The sequence below is a fragment of the Pseudomonas sp. Choline-02u-1 genome, assembly GCF_002836515.1.
Taxonomy (GTDB): Bacteria; Pseudomonadota; Gammaproteobacteria; order Pseudomonadales; family Pseudomonadaceae; genus Aquipseudomonas.
Genome location: NZ_PJBC01000066.1, coordinates 237,861 through 257,320 on the forward strand (window position 1 = coordinate 237,861; position 19,460 = coordinate 257,320).

Genomic DNA, 19,460 nt, shown 5'->3' on the forward strand with positions numbered 1-19,460 from the left:
GTCGCGTCAGAGACCCGCTCTGGCCAGCGCTTCGCGAGTCAGGCGGCGTGACAGTTCATTGCGTTTGTCGCCGATACCGTTCAACAGCTCTGTATGGCGCTCGTTGCTCATCGGGGCGTCGTCGAACAAATCCGGGGCGTCAACGATACCCAACTGCTCGGCGAGGTTTTGCATTTTGCGGGTCAGCGCGTGCAGGTCGGTCTGCTGTCGCGGGCTGGCCCATTCAGCCTTGGCTTCGAACAGTTCATCGAGCAGGCCTTCATGGGGGTCGAACAGGCGGTCGTTGAGTTCGTATTGGTCGGGATAATTGTTTCTCAAAAAATCCGCCCAGAAATTATCGACGGGCAAGTCCAGCATGCGCGTGACCAGACCATCGCCGTGTTCACTCTTGATGATCGTTGCGTAAGCGGCGTCGATTTTCTCTTTGGTCACACCGGAGCGCGGCCGGTAGAGCATGTTTTCGGTTTGCCAGGGCAAGTGCAGACGGTCTGCCAGTCCTGTTTCGTAGGCCATATGCACTTCGACTTCGTCAGGCGCGAGATTGTGCGGGTCGTCTTTGTTTAACCGCACTTGTGTCTCGTATTCAAACCGGGCTTCGTCCGCCACCCGGTTCAAACGCGCCGCGCCGCGCGCCAGCTGCACAAGTTTGTCTTCGAGCTCGGCCGGCGATGTCGATTCGCCGTAGGCTTTGGACACCAGCACTTTCAGCCCCAGGGAATTGAACAGCTGCGCGCCCAGGTCCCCGCAGTCGTCGGGTGACACCGCGTATCTGAACAGCTTCTCGCGCAATTGCGCGTCCGTGGCTGCGGCATCGACCATTTCCCAGACACGCCGGGTCAGGCGTTTGCGTCCTTCGTCAGTGCGGTAGTCAGCGCTTTGTCTCTGCTTTTGGATCACGCTGAAAAACCCCGCCGAATCCGGTTCTGCCATCAGGTCATGCCAGGACTCTTCGCGGTATTTGCTGAGCGAAGTCGAGGGGCTGAACACGTCGGGTTGCCCGGGCAGCAATCGCCAGTGGTCGATCTCGTCATCGGCAGCGCGGAAATAGCGCGGTACGAAGGTGAGACCTGTGGAGGTGCGGTAGTTGCCGTAGCGCACATGGTCTTCGGGGGAGAGCCGGTTCATATCGAACCGCGCCCGGCTGAGGATATGCGCTTGTACGGAGCCGGGTTCGACCTCGGGCAACGTTTTGATGGGCGCTTCACGCATGTCCAGCAGGAAACTGCGCGGTCGCTGTTTATCCACAGCCCCTACCCTGAACAAGCCCTCTGGCCAGGTTTCGATTCGGGTCTTGGCCAGACTCAGCTCGGTCAGATGATCCATGCGCCCGACATCGGGAGGCAGATCCAGCGGGTTCCCGTTCAGGTTCAGCGTGCGCAGTTGCTCAAGCTTGCCAAGCTGCTGCCTCGATTCCGTGTTCAGCCTGATGCTGTTATCGGCCAGATCCAGGTCGCGCAACGGGCGCATCAGCCCAAGGATGTCGGGAAGCACCTGCAGTTCGCAGTTACGCGCGCTCAGTTGGCGCAGGTTGGGCAGGCTGCTGAGCAGCGCACTCGGGTCGGCGGAAAGACGCGCCCGGTCCAGTTTGAGTGCAGTGATGCGATCAAAGTACTGCTTCATCTTCGGACGCTTGAGCAGTGCGTTCCACCAGCGCTCGAGATCGGGGCCGAGCATTTCGGAGGACAAATCGAGGATGTAGCCTTGATCGGGATGCACGCTGCGTTCGCCGGACCATTTGCTGCGGCGCTCGAAACACTTGATAAGTCGCTGCTCGATGAAGTCGCCACCCTTGCGCATGTAATCAGAGGATCGGCCCGGATAGCCTGTTATCGGATCCGTCTCTGTATAACCGTTGCGCCAGTCTGTTAATTCGTTTTGCAGCGCCTTGCGTTCCTGCTCCAGCCGCGCGATGGCGTCGATCGGCTCGCCCCGGCGCGTCAACGCTTCGAGGAAGGTACTGGCTTCTCTTTCCGTCATCTTCGGAAACAGGTCACGGATCCGTTCCTCGGCGGTCGAGCGGCGCATAAACCTCGGCAAGCCCAGCAATGTTACGGTTTCGATGCTGATTACCGGACGAATCGGCGGTTCGGCCAGAACCGTGCGGCGCTCGGCAGGCGCGGCGGCCAGCGCCATCAGCCAGTCTTTGAGCGCACGGCCCTGACCGCGTCGGTAGCCGACGTTCGCCAGTGTCGGTTCAGGCACGGCGTGCAACAGCGCTTCATGGAACTCGTCTGCGGCGTGCAGCGAGCGGCCGCCTTCGTCGAGCACTTCGTAGCGCCCGTGTTCGTCTCTGATCAGGCGTCTGCCGGTGCGGGCGTCCTCTGCGCCGACGCTGCAGCGCAACGGCCCGTCGTAACTGCCGTCGCGGACCTCGATGCGCAGACTGGCAAAGGTGTCGGTGTGCAGCCGCAGCGTGCCGAGCGCCAGGCGTTCGCTGTCGGCGCTCAGAGGCTCGGCGCGGTAGAAGCCCTCGTAGGCGCGGCTGGTTCTGGCTTCGAAATCCAGCTCTCGTGCCTGATTTTTCAGGCGCAGCGGCAAGCGCTGTTCATCCAGGGTGCGCTGCCGCTCGCTGACACTGGCCTCGGCGAGCAGTTTTTCGCTCAGTGGCAGCGGCAGCTCGGGGAAGGTTTTGCGCACCACCTGCAGGTCCGCCTGAGTGGTGCGGTCGGCGGCTTGATAAAGACGCTTGGACACATCGCTACGGCGTTTGTCGACGGCGTCGGCAAGCACATCGCGCAGCGCTTGCAGCCGTTCGGTGGCGGGCACGTCACGGCCCAACAGCGTGCGCATTTGCCCTTCGTCGAGAAAGCTCAGCAGACGTTCCGGCAACTGTCCGGCACTGAGCTCGGACTGGGTAATGCTCAGGGTGTCGGCGGCGCTGGCACTTGGGTTGCCGTATTGCCGCGAGTAGCCATCGAGGTGCTCGTATTGCACTTTCAGCGCCCGCTCGTAGGGCCAGCCCGGCAGACTGGTGGCAATCGGCTCGAACCAGTCCGACTCGGCAGCGATCGGTTTGCCGGAGCGGATGTTGGCACTGGCGAGCTGTGCATCATCGTAGGCTGCAAAACGCGTCAGGCTGTCGGCCAGCAAGGGCGGCGGCGGGCTGCTGTCGCTGTGCATCCGGCGCAGTTGATCGTGGGAGGTACCGCTGCTGATGCGGATCTGCTCCAGCTGCGTGGGCGAGAAACGCTCGGCACGATGGCCCAGGCGCGGCATCAGCGCGCTGTCGTGCCAGTGCGCCGGGTTTTCTGCCTCGTGCCGCCAGGCGCCGTGCTCGTTGTGTTCCAGCAGTGGCTTGTAGGCATTAGGGCGCTCGGGATGCTTGACCCGCCAGGTTTTCACCTCGGGACGCGACGAGGCCTTTTCCACGCTGTAGAGCTTGCCATCGAGCGGCAGCAGGCGTTCGCTGCCGTGATCGTGCAGACCGTGAGCGTCGGGTTTCGAGGCGGCATCGAGCGAGCGGTTCTTGTGTTCGTAAGGGCCAAGGTCAGGGTGCCACAACGATGCTGTGCCATCGGGCAAGCGCACCGGTTTCATGCCATCGACCACGGGCGACAACCTGACCTTGAACGCCCCGGCGATTTCCGCCCCGGCGCCGAACGCCGCCAGTTCGATGAGGTGGGTGACCACACTGATGACATGCTCGCCGGCCTCCTGCCACAGGCCCTCGGCGAGATCGACAATCCCTTCGATGACGTCGGTGGTCAGTTGATAAGCGGTGTAGGCCATCATCAGCTCGCCCAGCCCCGGCACGAACGGTGTAGCGATCAACAGGGCGACATTGAAAATGTCGGAAAGGATTTTCTTGAAGTTGTCCCACCAGGCCCAGCGCGCCTTGCTGTCGGTGTCGGCAGTGGAGACGGCGATTTCGCGGGCGTCATTGAGAATCTTGTTGAGCTTCTGCTGATAAGTATGGCGCCAGTAGTCGCCTGTCACTTTCAGCCGCGCGAATTGCAGGTGGGGATTGTCCACGGCGTCCTTGCGCCACGCCGGGCGCTGATCGGTCGGGTCGACTCGCGGGTGATAGCGGGTGGTGAACAGGCGTTGTTCCAGCTCGGCGAAAAAGTGCCCGCGTTGCTGATGCTCGACGAACTGGCTGAAAAACTGCCGGTAGGTCTGTTGCGTCGCGTCGCTGAAGCGGTCTTCGCGCAGCTGCCGGGCCAGTTCCTCGCGAAAGGCCTTGAGCGAGGCGTATTCCTTGAGCGGGTGATCCGGGTCGTGGGGAATGTAGACGATCAGGCGCCGAATGCCGCGGTTGTCCGGCTGCGCATGGGTCAGCAGCAGAATTCCGACCAGTCGGGTGTCGAGCAGCGACAGGTCGGCGCACACCAGCGACCGGCCATTGAGCATCAACAACGGTTTGTTTTCGCTCAGGCTGAGAACCATCTTGTACGCGTCGTAGGCGATGTCGTCCTTGATCAGCGCCAAATGCGCGGCCGCACCGAGGGCATCCTGCTGGCTCTGGCTGACCTCGTATTGCAGCACGCTTTCGGCCAGCGGTTCGCCGGGCAGCAGATAGCCTTCCAGGTGTTTTTTGTACTGCGCGCCCAAGTCCAGATCACGGCACAGATTTTGGAATTCGCTGATCGGCATCGTGCGTTTGAGCGGCAGGATGTCGAAATGACCGCGCTCGTCGGGCTGGCTGATGTAGTCCGAGTCAGGCCCGACCGTTTCACGGCTGGCGAAGTTGTGCAGCGCAGCATCGAGCAACGACACCGTGCGGGTGACCGTACCCTCGGAAACGTTGATCGCGTACCAAGGGCTTTCAGCGGGCAGATACAGGCGCAACCAGGTGTTTTTGACGTCCGGTTCGATGCCGTAAAGCGCTTTGATTTTCGCCTTGAGCAACGGTTCGGCGAAGGCGTACAGGTCGGTTTTCGCCAGCAGATGATCGACCTGATTCTGCGAATTCCACGCCTTGAGGTTGGCCGCAGCGAGTTTTTTCAGCCAGGCAGCGGGTGCCGAGGTGAACCAGGCCTGGGGCTTGAGGGTCACGTCGGCCAGGGCGCGGGCGCGACTGATGGTGGCGGTCTGGAAATTGTTATCAATGGCAGACTTGATGAATTCGTAGTGCGGGCCTTTGTCCGGAGTTTCGGCAGGCAGGGGAGCGGGAGACATGGCCAATCATCCTTGATTGTTGAGGAATGATCAGCCTACCCACGGCAGGGCAAAACAAAAGTTCAAAGTTCGGCAGGCAAATGCTGCTGCGGGTGACTAACCCGACGAAAATTCGAATCGAAAAAATGCATGAGTACCACCCGCCGCCGGGAAAAAACCTCACCCTGATTGCGAATCCCCCGACACGATTTGTTACCTCGCTGTCGGGCGCGGCGTGTCGTTCAGCGCCACGCTCGCGGTCTGCGTCGGCTGGCATTGCGAGTCGCTGCCCGGTTGCAGATACGGCGTCAGGATCGGCGCCATGCCCTTGAGCACCTGCGTGGGCAGGGCCGAGGTGAACTTGAAGTTCTCTGCCGAGCGCCCCGGAACGAACGCGGTGAGGGTGCCGAAATGGTGGTCGCCAATGTAGAACACGAAGGTCGCAGTGCGGTTGATCGACTTCGAACTGATGATGCGCCCGCCCGAGCCGATCGCCGCGATGCGGTTGTCGCCGGTACCGGTCTTGCCACCCATGGCCAGCGGCGTGCCATCGGCCAGTTTGAAACTGCCGGAAACACGTTTTGCCGTACCGGCATCGACCACTTGCGACAGCGCCTCCCGCATGGCCCGGGCAACTTCCACCGGCATTACCCGTTTGCCGACGTGCGGGTCGTTGACCACCTTGGTTTCGTAGGGCGTGCCGGCCGCGAAATGCAGGCTGTCGATGCGCAGCGTCGGCATGCGCACGCCGTCATTGAGAATGGTGCCGATCAATTCGGCAAGCGCGGCAGGGCGGTCGCCGGAACTGCCGATGGCGGTGGCCAGCGATGGCACCAGATGATCGAACGGGTAGCCGACTTTTTGCCAGCGCTGGTGAATATCGAGGAACGCTTCGATTTCCAGCATGGTGCGGATGCGGCTGTCACGCGCGCCCTTGTGTCGGCTCTTGAACAGCCAGCTATAGACTTCCTGACGTTCGAAATGGCTGGCCTTGACGATGTCTTTGAACGTCGCCTCGGGGTGATGCAGCAGGTAGCCGATCATCCACAGGTCCAGTGGATGCACCTTGGCGATGAAGCCTTGGTCAGGCAAATCGTAACTGCCGGGGCCATAGGCATCGTAGAGGCGGATCAGGCGCTCGTCTGTCAGTTTTTCATTGAGCTTGGTGCCCTTGAGGTGCGAGCGCACGAAGCGGTTGAAATCTTCCTGGCTGGCCTCGGGCAGCAGATAGCGATGCACGGCAGCCATGCGGATCGGCGTCGGGCGCATGCTGTCGAGAAAGGTATCGAGGCGCGCCTGGGTGTCCTTGTTCCGGTACTTCTTCCAGAATTTGAGCAGGAATGAAGTGCCTTCGCGATCGGCAAAACTGGCCAGATATTCCTGACGACGCGGGTCACGATCATCCTTGAGCAATTCAGCGTTCGGCCCGGAGTAGGTGGTGTAACGGACGATGTCGCGCATCAGCCGAATGAATGGCAGGTTGATCGATTCGCGAAGCGAATCGCGCAGGGTCGGCAGACGACCGTTGTCCTCTTTGCGAAAGTTATGAAAGGTGTGCAAACCGCCACCGGTGAAAAACGCCTCGCCGGGGCTGGCTGAATATTTGCGATCCAGCGCAGCGGCGAGCAGCTTCGAGAGGTCGTGGTCCTTGTTTTGGATCAAATAATCGATGACCCAGCGGCTCAGCCGGTCCTGATCGGGGACTTCAACTTTCTTCAGCTCGGCCGCGTTCATCGCCCCGTACTTGTCGTGCAGCTCGGCGATGATTTGCAGGTAGGTGGTGAGCACCCGCATTTTCGCCGTCGAGCCGAGTTCGAGTTTGCTGCCTTCGTTGATGTCGAACGGCTGGTCGGTGCTGTCGGTCTGCACCCGCACGCGGGAACCGTCGGCGGTCAGTTCGAACAGGGTGAAGCTGTAGCGCACCTGAGTGGTGCTGGTCGGCGTGAGCAGGCGCTCGCCAAGCAAGCCGATTTCGGCGGCGTAGGCTGGGTCGGCGAGTTTTTTAAGGTACGCGGTAGCCTGGGTCTGCAGGTCGCCCTGCAAGGTGCTGGTGGCGGACAGGTCGAGGCGGTCGAGGTCATACAGCGGCCGATTGAGCATGCTCGCCAGACGACTGCGGGCGGCACTGATGCCCTTGTTGGTTTCGATCGGCTGAATCGTCGGTTGCGTCTGCCAGTCGCGGTACGACACGATGCTGGCCAGCGCGGCATCGGCGAGTGCGCTGTCGATCACGCCGTTCTGTTTGAGCAGGCGCAGATGGCTGTCGGTCAGGCTGGCGAGGTCTTCGCGGCCCTTGGTCAGGTAATACGACGGGCGGCGCTGGGCGATCATCAACGAAAGCATTTCGCGCAGGGCCAGGCCCTTGGCGGCCATGGATTTCGGGTCGGTCGCCGGGCTGTTCAGCTGTTCGTTGGCCTTGTTGAAATCACTGCCGTACCAGACCCGCAAGCCTTCGGCCATGCCGTGCACTTCGCCATGCCCTGGCACTGCCGACAGCGGCACGCTGTTGAGGTAGTCGCGCACGATGTTCTGCCGTGCCCCCAAGGTCTGCGGACCATCCTGATAAGCGCGCACGCTGGCGGAAAACATCTGCCGGAGTTTTTCCGCGCCCGACGCGGTGAGGCCTTCAGGCGAGTGCCGGTACTTTTCCAGTTGCGTCGCCAATGTGCTGCCACCGGCCGATTGCCCCGGCAGGCGCAACAGCTTCGCTATCTGCGACCACGCCGCCATGCCGAAACGCGGCCAGTCCACGGCCGGGTTGGCCAGCGGTTGTTTCGGGTCGAGCAGAAAGCGGTTTTCGATGAACAGCAGGCTGTTGACCACCACCGGCGGGATCGCCGCGAAATCGGCATACAGCTGCTGCGGATAGTTGTAGCGGTACAGCGGCGCGGCGCGGCAATCGGTGATCGACAAGCCGGCCTGAATCTTTTCCGAATAGGGCACGAACAGGCCTTTGTCGGTATAGCTGAGCAGCGCCGGCGAAAACCGGGTCTGTTCAGTAATCACGTAATTGCGCTTGAGCAGACGCGGCAGGAATTCATCCAGCGAGCTGTAACCCAGACGCAGGTCGAACGGCCCGTTGCCCGGGTAACGAATCGCTTCGCTCGGCCCCGGTTCCAGTTTGTATGTCAGCGAGGCGGCGTATTGGCTGAGTTCGCGCGACTGAAAGCGCGAGGTGCGCATTTCCTTGGACGCAGCCAGCCCCACCACGATCGCGATGATCAGCAGCAACAACCAGAAAGCCTTCCACCCATGCCGATGGCGACGGGGTTTTTCAGGAACAGGCGCTTGATCCATACGTTCAGTCGGAACCACGGTTTTACTCGAATCGGTTTGCCATAAAGCGCCCATAGTCGATTGATCCATACACGCAGATTGATCGGACTTGTCTGAAGCTTAGACGGTGGTTGGCGCTGGCGAAGAAAATGTCGCGGGTGGGGGGCTGCCGATTTCTCTATAAAGCGCTGACGCTTTTTCATTGCGATGGCACGCGAGTTTGCCCGCTGCTCGCCTACGTCACGGGGCGACGCAGCGCAGGCGTAGCCGTACAAGCAAGAGCACCGCAATAGAGCGGTCAGCGCACACCTGACGACGAAATCCGGGCATGACGATGCACCAATGCCGTGCAATACTCGGTGCCGTTAGAGAATGGTGAATTTTCCTACATGGCCAGTTGATCGGACCGGCCTGGTGGCTTGACGCGACAATTCTCGCTGAATCCCGTGTTTTTAAGAGTGAAAAGACCTGCACCAAGGTTTTTATACTGACGTCCCGCTGATCTTTCAGGTTGCCCTGCAAGACGCGTCTGCCCACGAAGCCGACGCGGTTTCCTGCCCAGCCAAGGCCTATCGGCCGACGCTTCGAAACCCGGTGGTCATATCCAATAACAAGACGAGGTTGTACCCCTATGCCAGTTGGCAATCCTCCACCGTACGGCGACACCGCTCAGGGCGGTCCGCTCAAACGTGAACTCGGCGAACGGCATATTCGCCTGATGGCGCTCGGTGCCTGTATCGGCGTCGGTCTGTTTCTCGGTTCGGCCAAGGCCATCGAAATGGCCGGGCCGGCGATCATGCTCTCTTACATTCTTGGCGGTCTGGCGATCCTGGTGATCATGCGCGCCCTCGGTGAAATGGCGGTGCATAACCCCGTGGCTGGTTCGTTCAGCCGCTACGCGCAGGACTATCTTGGCCCGCTGGCCGGATTCCTCACCGGTTGGAACTACTGGTTCCTGTGGCTGGTGACCTGCGTGGCGGAAATCACTGCGGTGGCGGTGTACATGGGCATCTGGTTTCCCGATGTGCCGCGCTGGATCTGGGCGCTTGCAGCGCTGATCAGCATGGGCTCGATCAACCTGATTGCGGTGAAAGCCTTCGGCGAATTCGAATTCTGGTTCGCCCTAATCAAGATCGTCACGATCATCGCGATGGTCATCGGCGGCGTCGGCATCATCGCGTTCGGTTTCGGTAACGATGGCGTGGCGCTGGGGATTTCCAATCTTTGGGCGCATGGCGGGTTCATGCCCAACGGCGTGACCGGTGTGCTGATGTCCCTGCAAATGGTCATGTTCGCCTACCTCGGTGTCGAAATGATCGGCCTGACTGCCGGTGAGGCGAAGAACCCACAGAAGACCATTCCTGACGCAATCGGCTCGGTGTTCTGGCGGATTCTGCTGTTTTACGTTGGCGCGTTGTTCGTGATTCTGTCGATCTATCCGTGGAATGAAATCGGCACCCAGGGCAGTCCGTTCGTGATGACGTTCGAGCGTTTGGGCATCAAGACTGCCGCCGGCATCATCAACTTCGTGGTGATCACCGCCGCGCTGTCGTCGTGCAATGGCGGCATCTTCAGCACCGGGCGCATGCTCTACAGCCTGGCGCAAAACGGCCAGGCCCCGGCCGGTTTTGCCAAGACCTCGAACAATGGCGTGCCACGTCGTGCGCTGCTGCTATCGATTGCGGTATTGCTGCTGGGTGTGATGCTCAACTATCTGGTGCCGGAGAAAGTCTTCGTCTGGGTCACTTCGATCGCGACTTTCGGTGCGATCTGGACCTGGGTAATGATCCTCCTCGCCCAGCTGAAATTCCGCAAAGGCCTGAGCGCCAGCGAACGTGCCGGCCTCAAATACCGTATGTGGCTGTATCCGGTCAGCTCGTATTTCGCCCTTGCGTTCCTGGTACTGGTGGTCGGCCTGATGGCGTACTTCCCCGATACGCGCGTGGCGCTGTATGTCGGGCCGGCGTTTTTGGTGTTGCTGACGGTGTTGTTTTATGTGTTCAAGTTGCAACCGAATAATCTGTCGCGAGATGAGGTGCGTTCCGCGTCGTAAGTTTTAAAGCGCGCAAGGCCATCGGAAAAGATCGCTGCCTGCAGTAATGTCTACACGTAAAGTGATGTAGATATTGTTGCAGGAAGCGATCTTTTTTTGTTGTTGCAGTACTTGAGGGGTTTTCTTTTGTAATTTGGAGAATTAGCTTTGCGAGTATTTCCATGTCATGTGATTTGATGCCTGATGCCGGTTTTAGTGTGAGCGATAGTGGCCAGTTTTACGCGGAATATTATTTGGTGGTATTTATTCGGTAATGCTTTTGTATTGTTGCGTAGTTGACTGATGTCTGGTCGTGCTGTTCTGGTTTATTGGTAATACTTCTCGACGTCAGTTTTTGCTGGGTTCTATTGCTTACTTTGGATTCCATTTTATTTCCTTCAAAGTAAGATCCAATGTCAGAATTCAATATGAACGTAGTTGACGAAGTGTCGACGTCCGAGAGTGATCAGCTGGAAAAAATTGCAGCCAGTCTTGAACTCCAAAAAAATCAATCCCCACCGATTGGGTGACTTTGCCGGGGCGTTGTCCTGGCCTGTTCCATTGACGGTTGCGCAACAAAAAGAAGTTTTGCAAGCCACCGGTGTTTATCTCGATAGTCTCGATTTCATTGCGCTGCCGGGTGCCGGAGTGCTGGACTATCTGGACGCTGACGAGCGGCTTTCGAATGAGGCGCTGAGTGATCCGCCCACGGCATTGGAGAGCCTCATCAACAGTCCTCGCGGGCAAGCACTGGGACTTGCAATCCAGACCCGCTTGAACGGCATCGCCACCGATGTCAGCGCCAGCGGATACGCAATGGCCGGCATCCATTTGAGTGTGCATCAGGGCGATATAGATCAACCGTTACGCGGCAAAGTTGCCGGTTTCGATCTGGCCGCAGAGACACTCTGGGGCAAACCCGCTCTGCAAGTATTCAATAATCTGGCGGATTACCTGGTCAAGGAGCGTTTGAGCAGCCGCAGACTGGCCGGATTGACCGCCGCCCTGTTGCTGGTTCGCAAGGCGCCCGAGTTTCTCATCGAAAAGTTGCCCCCTGACTTGAAATACGGCACCACGGCATGGTTCAACCTGACCGTCGCGGCGCGAACGATCGAGGCTCACACACCCGGGAAAGTCGCCTACATGACGTTCGCCCAAGTCATGGCCGGCGCTGAAAGCGCTGCGCGGATCAACTCGCAAGTTGTTCAGCACGTCCAGGCCGCCGCGCTGGCCGATTGGGGTGTAGTAACGGGGTGACGAAAAAGAACCACAATGAACATTACACCCATGACGAGCTGGAAAACGCCAAGACACACTTCAACCTGCAACTGGCCGATCGGCTCAATACCTCGATTCTGTTGAACAGCGAATTACCAAGCCGCAAGGCCATCGCTTTGGCGAGACTGAGGACGAAGTTCAAAGGCGACATACCGTTTGAAGAACGCCTTCTGGAGCAGCGCAAGGTCGCCGCAGTCGATGGTTACTTCCTGCATCCGACACTTAACGGGCAATATTCGCTGCTCGACATCGCCATGATGGGAGGGCCTCCCTACTATCAATGGACGACCCGCGATCCACGCTTGTTGCCCCTGTTTGACCAGATCAATGCACCGCTGGAACTTGGCGTGGCAGGGGCCTTCCAGGCGCAATTTGAAAGCGCTGTCAGCAATCTCAAGCAGGGCGCGCGGCTGTTTGTCAAACATCTGATCGCCGAGTTGCCGCTGGAGGACAGAAAAAATCTCGAATACGGCCACGTCTCGTTTTACCAATACAAGACCTATCGCTTGAGTCTGAACTTGTGGGGCCGGAACCTGATATCCACAAGCCGCATCCTGAGAGTGAAGGTTGACCTGGGCCACGAATCGAAGCTGTATGAAATCGACCTGAAGAAGGGAGTGATTCAATCCACAAACTATGATTCAGCAGAAGCGACCGAGCGCACCAACCCATCCGTTCCGAGCATCAAGTACACCATCGAGCCATTCACGCTGGCTGACGAGGCGAAAGCCGGGAAGTTGCTGGCACAGACCTCGAACGGTTTGTCGGTGCCCGCCAGTTATTCCAGCGAAAGGACCGAGCTGATTGCCCAGGCTTTCGTTGAACATCTGGATCTGGATAGCGAGGATATTCTCAAGGTAGCCAAGGGCCAGACTACGCAAGACCGGGAAAATGCGATTGCGCAGAAGGTTATCGATTTCATGGTGGACCTGATCCCGTTCAAGTCAGCGATCACCAATTTCCTGAACGGCAAGTATTTCGACGGTGCAGTGGATTTGTTTTTCGATGTATTGGGCTTCGTTACTGCCGGTGCGTCGACGGTGGCGAAGTTGACGCAGATTGTCGGCAGGAGTGCTTCGGCACTCAGCCGGGGGCTCAGGGCGGCAAGGGTCATCGGGGCCTTCGTCATCAGCGAACTCAATCCGATCACTGCAATAGTGTCGGGAGGCAGGCTTCTGGTTACGGGAGGCAAGTATCTGGGCTTGAAAGGTTTGCAGCAATTGGACAAGTTTCGCGACGCTGTGGTTGGCTACGACCTGCTGCTTGGCGTGAGCAAACAGCACGGCCCGGCCGCGCTGGGGACATTCAAAGTGGGTGAGCACAGTTATGAAAGCGTGGCCGTGTTGAAAGGCGCTGGCTGGTATCCCTATAGTCCTCTGACCCAACGGCCGTATGGTGTATCGAACAACTTTCGGCCCTCTGGACTCGGCGGGTTTGGCAACAGTGAGATGCTTGGCTTCGCCATCAAACTATCGGTCGTTGCCGGTCTTGAAGCCAATGCCAAAGGCATTTTCCGAAGTACTGACGGCCAGAGCTTTTACATTCGCAATATCGATGCAGCCGGCCAACAGGCTTACTACAGAATCAGCAGCGATTTCTCCCTGAATGCAGATTTTACGGATGTCGTCATTGTCGACCGCGCAACCGGTCGAGCGCACGGCAGCCGGCTCAGGCAAGTTGCGCCTGATCAATGGCAAGCGGTGTCGCTGCGCGGCGGCGAACTACCGTCGGGGCCGGGGGAAGTGCCGACGGGGGTAATTGTCGATGAAGGTACGCGTCTGGCCAATCAGCTTGTCCACACCTCGAACAATCCGCTGCGTCCCGACACGGCATTTGTGCGCGAACGTCTGCCCAACGGTTTATGGGAGCCAGCCATTGAGGTTGTTCCAGCCAATCAGGTTGCGCATCTGGGGTACGACTGGGGGAAACCAGCGCTGACGCATTATTCGCTCCAAAGCACCAGCATCCACCAGGCCCTGGCGCCCTCTGAACTGAGCCGGTTCCCGGTGGCGACAGAGTTGCTGCAGCCGGGGCGAGTCAACTACAGCGCCGAAATCGCTGCACAACTGGTCAACAAGGAGGGCGGTTCAAGCTTCGTTTTTGTCATGGAGCGCGTTCAGCCTGCCAATGCGGTTCGGGCTGAATTCAATGCGCTGAAAATTCATGACCCACACATCGACAAGCTGCCCGAACCGTCGAATGCCGTGGTGGGCTACTGGGCGGCTCAAGGAGGCTATGTCGATATCCCTTTACACCCCAAATGGGGCCAGCCGGATCACGTGTTTACGCCTGGTTTCAGTGGCCTGCGGGTCAGACACGTTGAAGGCGGAAAAGAGCTCGCGCAGTACAACGGCCTGGCCAGGCATGAACATGATCTGGGTCTCAGTGCGTCGATGGAGTATCCCGATTATGGTTTGCGCGTGGATGCAAGCGGTCAGGCGGACTCGAGGATGCTGGGTTTCGCGTTCATGAAATATGACCGTTCGGGGCAAGCCTGGAAGCTTTATTTCCAGTCCAGCGAAGGTGTTGCCTCGATCATGAAATATTCCTCGGCGAAACCCGGCTGGTTAACCACGCCAGACACGCTGGTGAGCGTTTATCCAAACACCAGCGTAAGGAAAACCGTCATCCGGCCACTGACGATAACGGACGGCGCCGTGGCCGCGTAAGGTATGAATACGGAGCGCCAATCCATCTTTCAGATTGGCGCTTTGCGGTTACGCCGCTACGACTTCCATTGGTTCAAAACTGTCCGCCCGCGCCATCTGCCACATGCGTGAGTAAAACTCGCCATTTACTTCACCAGTGAGCAATTCCCCCGGTTTCAAAAACACGTGCAGCTGCGAGAACAACTTGATCTCGGTCGCCGACATGCGTCGCACAAGATGCTTGGCGGACAGTTGCGATGGATGTTCGAGACCGGCCGCCGCGAGCATTTCCGCCAGCGCTTTGAGCGTGCTGCGATGGAAGTTGTAGACGCGCTGGGCCTTGTCCGGCACCACCAGGGCACGCTGGCGCAGGGCGTCCTGCGTGGCGACGCCGGTCGGGCATTTGTTGGTGTGGCAGCTTTGCGACTGGATACAGCCGATAGCGAACATGAAGCCGCGCGCGGAGTTGGCCCAGTCGGCACCGATGGCCAGTACGCTGGCGATGTCGAAGGCGCTGACGATCTTGCCGCTGGCGCCGAGTTTGATCTTGTCGCGCAGGTTCAGGCCGACCAGCGTGTTGTGCACGAACAGCAGGCCTTCACGCATCGGTACGCCGATGTGGTCGGTGAACTCGACCGGTGCCGCACCAGTGCCGCCTTCCTTGCCATCGACGACGATAAAATCCGGAAGAATGCCGGTTTCCAACATGGCCTTGGCGATGCCCATGAACTCCCACGGATGGCCGAGGCAGAACTTGAAGCCCACCGGTTTGCCACCGGACAGTTCACGCAGTTGCTGGATGAACTGCATCATTTCGATCGGCGTGGAAAACGCGCTGTGGCGTGACGGCGAAACACAGTCTTCGCCCATCAGGATGCCGCGTGTGTCGGCAATCTCCTTGGTGACCTTGTGCTTGGGCAGGATGCCGCCGTGGCCGGGTTTGGCGCCCTGGCTCATCTTGATTTCGATCATTCGTACCTGCGGATTCTGCGCCTGCACGGCGAAGCGCTCCGGGTCGAAACGCCCGTCGCTGGTGCGGCAGCCGAAGTAGCCGCTGCCCAGTTCCCAGGTCAGGTCGCCGCCGTGTTCGCGGTGATACGGGCTGATGCTGCCTTCGCCAGTGTCGTGGGCAAAGTTGCCGAGTTTCGCGCCCTGGTTCAGCGCGCGAATGGCGTTGGCGCTGAGCGAGCCGAAGCTCATCGCCGAAATATTGAAGATCGACGCCGAATACGGCTGCGTGCACTGCGGGCCGCCAACGATGACACGGAAGCCGTTCGGGTCGCTCAACGGCGCCGGGCGCATCGAATGACCAATGAATTCGAAACCCGATTGATAGACATCGATCAGCGTGCCGAACGGTTTGTCAGCGGTTTCGTTTTTCGCTCGCGAATACACCAGCGAACGCTGGGCGCGGGAGAAGGGCAGGGCATCGCTGTCGGATTCGAGCAGGTACTGGCGAATCTCCGGGCGGATGCCTTCGACCAGATAACGGATGTTGCCGAGGATCGGGTAATTGCGGCGCACTGCATGGCGCGTCTGCAGCAGGTCGAACACGCCGAGCAGGCTCAGCACGCCAGTAACGGCGGTGATCGGCCACAGCCAGTCATGTTCGAGGAAGGGCAGGCTGGCGAGGGTGAAAATCACACAGACGGCAAAGAAGGCGTAGCGGCTCAGCAGCGACAGGCTCATACGGTTTCCCTGGGTTCGGACTCAAATTTGTACAACGTCACACATCCCTGTGGGAGCGGGCTTGCTCGCGAAGGGGGGGTGTCAGATGACATCCATGTTGAAAGTGAAGGCCTCTTCGCGAGCAAGCCCGCTCCCACAAAAGCTGTTCGAGATTGCAATCAGGCGTTCTGCGCCTGTAGAAAAATCGAAAACAGCTCGGACTGGGACTTGATCCCCAGCTTGCTGTACATGTGTTTCTTATGGACTTTCACGGTTTCCACGGAGATTTCCAGCTTACGGGCGATTTCCTTGCTGGAACAACCGCTGAGCATCAAGCGCCCGACATCCAGCTCGCGAGCGGTCAGTTGGGCGCCCTTGAGTTGTTGCACCGACGCCTCCAGTTGCACGCGCCAATTGGCTTGCGCTGGCGCGGCGGCGAGGGCCACGGTTTCGTTGATCTCGTATGGCAGGCGTTGACGCAACAGACCCAGTACCCACGGCTGAATCAAGGACAGCAAAGCGATCTGTTCGCCAGTGAAGTATTTTTCACTGCCCAGCGACAGGCACAGCGTGCGCTCGCCTTCGAGCTGGCAATTGAACTGGATTTCATCGGCCACCACATTCAGACGAAAGTATCGCTGGTAGTACTCGGTCAGCTCGAAATGCTCCGGCGCGACTTCCGACAGCCGATAGAGCCCGGTGCGCGACTGCTCGCGGCAGGCGATGTAGAACGGGTCGAGCAGATACAGGCCGCGCAGATAATCCTGGAACAACGGGTCCGGACTGCCGTCCTCGCCGGGGCATTCGGCGAAGACCTGCGGGTGCTGATCGGCGCTGAACAGCAGCACCACCCAGCTATCGAACGCTACGTACTGTTCCAGCAGGCGCACCAGTTGCGCCCAGAAGTTCGGCTTGTCGAGCGCGTCGATCAGTTGCCCGACGGCGCGGTGCCAAGTGATGTCATTCAACGAAAGTGTCATCGATCTACCCCTATCGGGTTACCCCGGCCGCGTGATTCCCTGGCCGGTTCCTTGCTGCGCATACTGGCCCACAGACAGGCACCGGGCAATCTTTCCAGGCCCGGCGCCCATAACAAGGGATACCCATGAAAGTAGAACTCGCCCAATTGGCGGGCCGTGACAACGACACGGCTTACAACCTGGAGCGCGCACTGGCGGCCATCGCTGCCTGCGCGGCGGACACGCAAATGATTGTGTTCCCGGAGACCCACCTGATGGGCTTCCCCAACACCGGGACCGTGGCGCAGGTCGCCGAAGCGCTCGACGGCCCGACCGTCAGCGCCGTCCTCGCGGCGGCGCGCGAGCGCAACATCGCCGTGGTGATCGGCATGGCCGAAAACGACGACGGCCGCTTCTACAACACCACGCTGCTGATCACCCCCGAAGGCATTGCCCTGAAATACCGCAAGACCCATCTGTGGGCCTCGGATCGCGGCGTATTCGAGCCCGGCGACCGTTACGCCACCTGTGTGTGGAACGGTGTGCGCGTGGGCCTGCTGATCTGCTACGACATCGAGTTTCCGGAGTCGGCCCGCGCCCTGGCGCAACTGGGCGCCGAACTGTTGATCGTGACCAACGGCAACATGGACCCGTACGGCCCGACCCACCGCACTGCGATCATGGCTCGAGCTCAGGAGAATCAGGCGTTTGCATTGATGGTCAATCGTGTCGAAGCGGGGGATGACGGTCTGGTGTTCGCTGGCGGCAGCGCGCTGGTCGATCCGCTGGGGGCGCTGCTGTTCGAGGCTGGGCGCGAAGAAGGGCAGTTCGGGGTCGAGCTGGATCTGCAGCAGTTGGCAGTGGCGCGCAAGGATTACCGCTATCTGGATGATCAGCGTTTGAAGTTGCCGGGTGAGGTGGTGGAACAGGCTTGCGGTGTTCGCGAGCTATTGATTCCCTAATCCCTTACTCCGATCGTTCCCACGCTCTGCGTGGGAATGCAGCCCGGGACGCTCCGCGTCCCAAGAGCGGACGCAGAGCGTCCATTGAGGCGTTCCCACGCAGAGCGTGGGAACGATCAGCCACACCCGAAATTTTCGCCGAACCCGGCTCTGCCATAAATCCAATAACATTCGGAGTAAGTCGCCCATGGCTCGTTTGCAACGCACCCTTTCGCTAGGGTCGGTGGTGCTGTTCGGCATCGCCTACATGACGCCGATCATTGTCCTCGGCACCTTCGGCATCCTCGCCCAGTCCACCGCCGGCATGGTGCCGGCCGCCTACCTGGCGGCGCTGGTGGCGATGTTCTTCACCGCCATGAGCTACGGACGCATGGCCGCCGCTTTCCCGGTCGCTGGCTCGGCTTACAGCTATGTGCGCAAAGCGATCAGTCCGAAACTCGGTTTCATTGCCGGCTGGGCGGTGTTGCTCGATTACCTGTTTCTGCCGATGGCGATCTGGCTGATCGGCTCGGCCTATCTGGCCTCGGCGTTCCCGTCGATTCCGCAGTGGATCTGGGTGCTCGCCTTTATCGGCATCACCAGTGCGATCAACATCGTCGGGCTGAAGCTGGCCAACGGCATCAATGCCTTGCTGATGCTGGTGCAGTTCCTCGTATTGATTGCGTTCGTGGCGCTGTGCGTGCACTACATCGGCGGCGACGCGAGCACGCCGCTGTGGTCGATCAAACCGTTCTTCAACGGCGACATGCAGATGCCGCTGATCATGAGCGGCGCGGCGATTGCCTGCTATTCATTCCTTGGCTTTGACGCTGTCAGCACCCTGACCGAAGAGACCCGCGATCCACGCCGCACCATTCCCCGGGCGATCATGCTGATCACCTTGATCGGTGGCCTGATCTTCGTCGGCGTCTCGTACTTCGTGCAGATCGCTCATCCGTCGTTCCAGTTCGACAGCGTCGACTCGGCTGCTTATGAAATTGCGCGCAATATCGGTGGCGACCTCTTCGTGTCGATTTTCCTGATCGGCCTGATTGTCGGCCAGTTCGCCTCGGGGCTGTCGGCCCAGGCCAGCGGTTCGCGACTGTTGTTCGCCATGGGCCGCGACGGGGTGTTGCCGAAGTCGTTTTTCGGCACCTTGCACGCGCGCTTCGGCACCCCGGTCAACAGCATTCTGCTCTGCGCGGCGGTGGCGTTGCTGGCGCTGAAACTCGACGTCACCACCTCGACTTCATTCATCAACTTCGGCGCGTTCCTGGCGTTCAGCCTGGTCAACCTGTCGGTGATCTTCCATTACTGGATCGGCGGCGAGAAAAAAGGCCCGCGCGAGCTGCTGCTGTTTTTGCTTTGCCCGCTGATTGGTCTGGTCGCCGACTTGTGGCTGATGGTCAGCCTCGATCACCTGGCGGTCTGGCTGGGCCTGAGCTGGCTGGCGATTGGCGTGGTGTACCTGGCCGTGCTGACGGGTGGTTTTCGCCGTCAGCCACCGGAACTGGATTTTCAGGAAGCGACCTGAGGCTGGCGGCTTGGCTTACCTCTGACG

Annotated in this window: 9 protein-coding genes; 5 read left to right on the forward strand and 4 right to left on the reverse strand. The window is 59.6% G+C overall.

Going from position 1 to position 19,460, the window contains the following annotated elements; translation table 11 throughout:
* Positions 1-6 precede the first annotated feature (6 nt).
* Both CXF97_RS25820 and CXF97_RS25825 read right to left on the reverse strand, forming a co-directional pair.
* Positions 7-5,118: a dermonecrotic toxin domain-containing protein gene (locus tag CXF97_RS25820; RefSeq protein ID WP_101162094.1), complete on the reverse strand. Its 5,112-nt coding sequence runs from the start codon at positions 5,116-5,118 to the stop codon at positions 7-9.
* A 192-nt stretch (positions 5,119-5,310) separates the two neighbouring features.
* Complete coding sequence (locus CXF97_RS25825) at positions 5,311-8,448, reverse strand: transglycosylase domain-containing protein (RefSeq protein WP_101162095.1); 3,138 nt, start codon at positions 8,446-8,448, stop codon at positions 5,311-5,313.
* Between the two features lie 556 nt (positions 8,449-9,004).
* Between CXF97_RS25825 and CXF97_RS25830 the strand changes: the two genes are divergently transcribed.
* The 3 genes from CXF97_RS25830 to CXF97_RS25835 all read left to right on the forward strand — a co-directional run bounded on the left by CXF97_RS25830 (position 9,005) and on the right by CXF97_RS25835 (position 14,352).
* Positions 9,005-10,426, forward strand: coding sequence for an amino acid permease (locus CXF97_RS25830; protein WP_101162097.1), 1,422 nt, complete (start codon positions 9,005-9,007; stop codon positions 10,424-10,426).
* A 471-nt stretch (positions 10,427-10,897) separates the two neighbouring features.
* Positions 10,898-11,662, forward strand: a complete 765-nt coding sequence (locus CXF97_RS28600) for a hypothetical protein (protein WP_256589935.1) — start codon at positions 10,898-10,900, stop codon at positions 11,660-11,662.
* On the forward strand, positions 11,659-14,352 hold the full coding sequence (locus CXF97_RS25835; protein WP_256589936.1) for a hypothetical protein: 2,694 nt from the start codon (positions 11,659-11,661) through the stop codon (positions 14,350-14,352). Before CXF97_RS28600 ends, CXF97_RS25835 begins: the two co-directional genes overlap by 4 nt.
* Before the next feature lie 48 nt (positions 14,353-14,400).
* Here the strand turns inward: CXF97_RS25835 and CXF97_RS25840 are convergent, their stop codons facing one another.
* Entirely contained in the window at positions 14,401-16,020 is a 1,620-nt protein-coding gene (locus tag CXF97_RS25840; RefSeq protein ID WP_101162099.1) for an FMN-binding glutamate synthase family protein, read from the reverse strand.
* Positions 16,021-16,178: 158 nt separating this feature from the next.
* Positions 16,179-16,979: a LuxR C-terminal-related transcriptional regulator gene (locus CXF97_RS25850; protein ID WP_101162101.1), complete on the reverse strand. Its 801-nt coding sequence runs from the start codon at positions 16,977-16,979 to the stop codon at positions 16,179-16,181.
* Positions 16,980-17,104: 125 nt separating this feature from the next.
* On the opposite strand from CXF97_RS25850, the gene CXF97_RS25855 reads away from it, so the two are divergent.
* Both CXF97_RS25855 and CXF97_RS25865 read left to right on the forward strand, forming a co-directional pair.
* A complete protein-coding gene (locus CXF97_RS25855; protein ID WP_101162103.1) occupies positions 17,105-17,920 on the forward strand; it encodes a carbon-nitrogen hydrolase family protein in 816 nt (271 codons plus the stop codon).
* 187 nt (positions 17,921-18,107) lie between these two features.
* Positions 18,108-19,433 carry an APC family permease gene (locus CXF97_RS25865; RefSeq protein WP_101162105.1) on the forward strand — a complete coding sequence of 442 codons (1,326 nt, stop codon included), beginning with the start codon at positions 18,108-18,110 and terminating at the stop codon, positions 19,431-19,433.
* Positions 19,434-19,460 lie beyond the last annotated feature (27 nt).

Coding starts and splice junctions, on each gene's coding strand:
- CXF97_RS25820 (WP_101162094.1), bottom strand. CDS start 5,118: ATGTCTCCCGCTCCCCTGCCTGCCGAAACTCCGGACAAAGGCCCGCAC.
- CXF97_RS25825 (WP_101162095.1), bottom strand. CDS start 8,448: ATGGGCGCTTTATGGCAAACCGATTCGAGTAAAACCGTGGTTCCGACT.
- CXF97_RS25830 (WP_101162097.1), top strand. CDS start 9,005: ATGCCAGTTGGCAATCCTCCACCGTACGGCGACACCGCTCAGGGCGGT.
- CXF97_RS25840 (WP_101162099.1), bottom strand. CDS start 16,020: ATGAGCCTGTCGCTGCTGAGCCGCTACGCCTTCTTTGCCGTCTGTGTG.
- CXF97_RS25850 (WP_101162101.1), bottom strand. CDS start 16,979: ATGACACTTTCGTTGAATGACATCACTTGGCACCGCGCCGTCGGGCAA.
- CXF97_RS25855 (WP_101162103.1), top strand. CDS start 17,105: ATGAAAGTAGAACTCGCCCAATTGGCGGGCCGTGACAACGACACGGCT.
- CXF97_RS25865 (WP_101162105.1), top strand. CDS start 18,108: ATGGCTCGTTTGCAACGCACCCTTTCGCTAGGGTCGGTGGTGCTGTTC.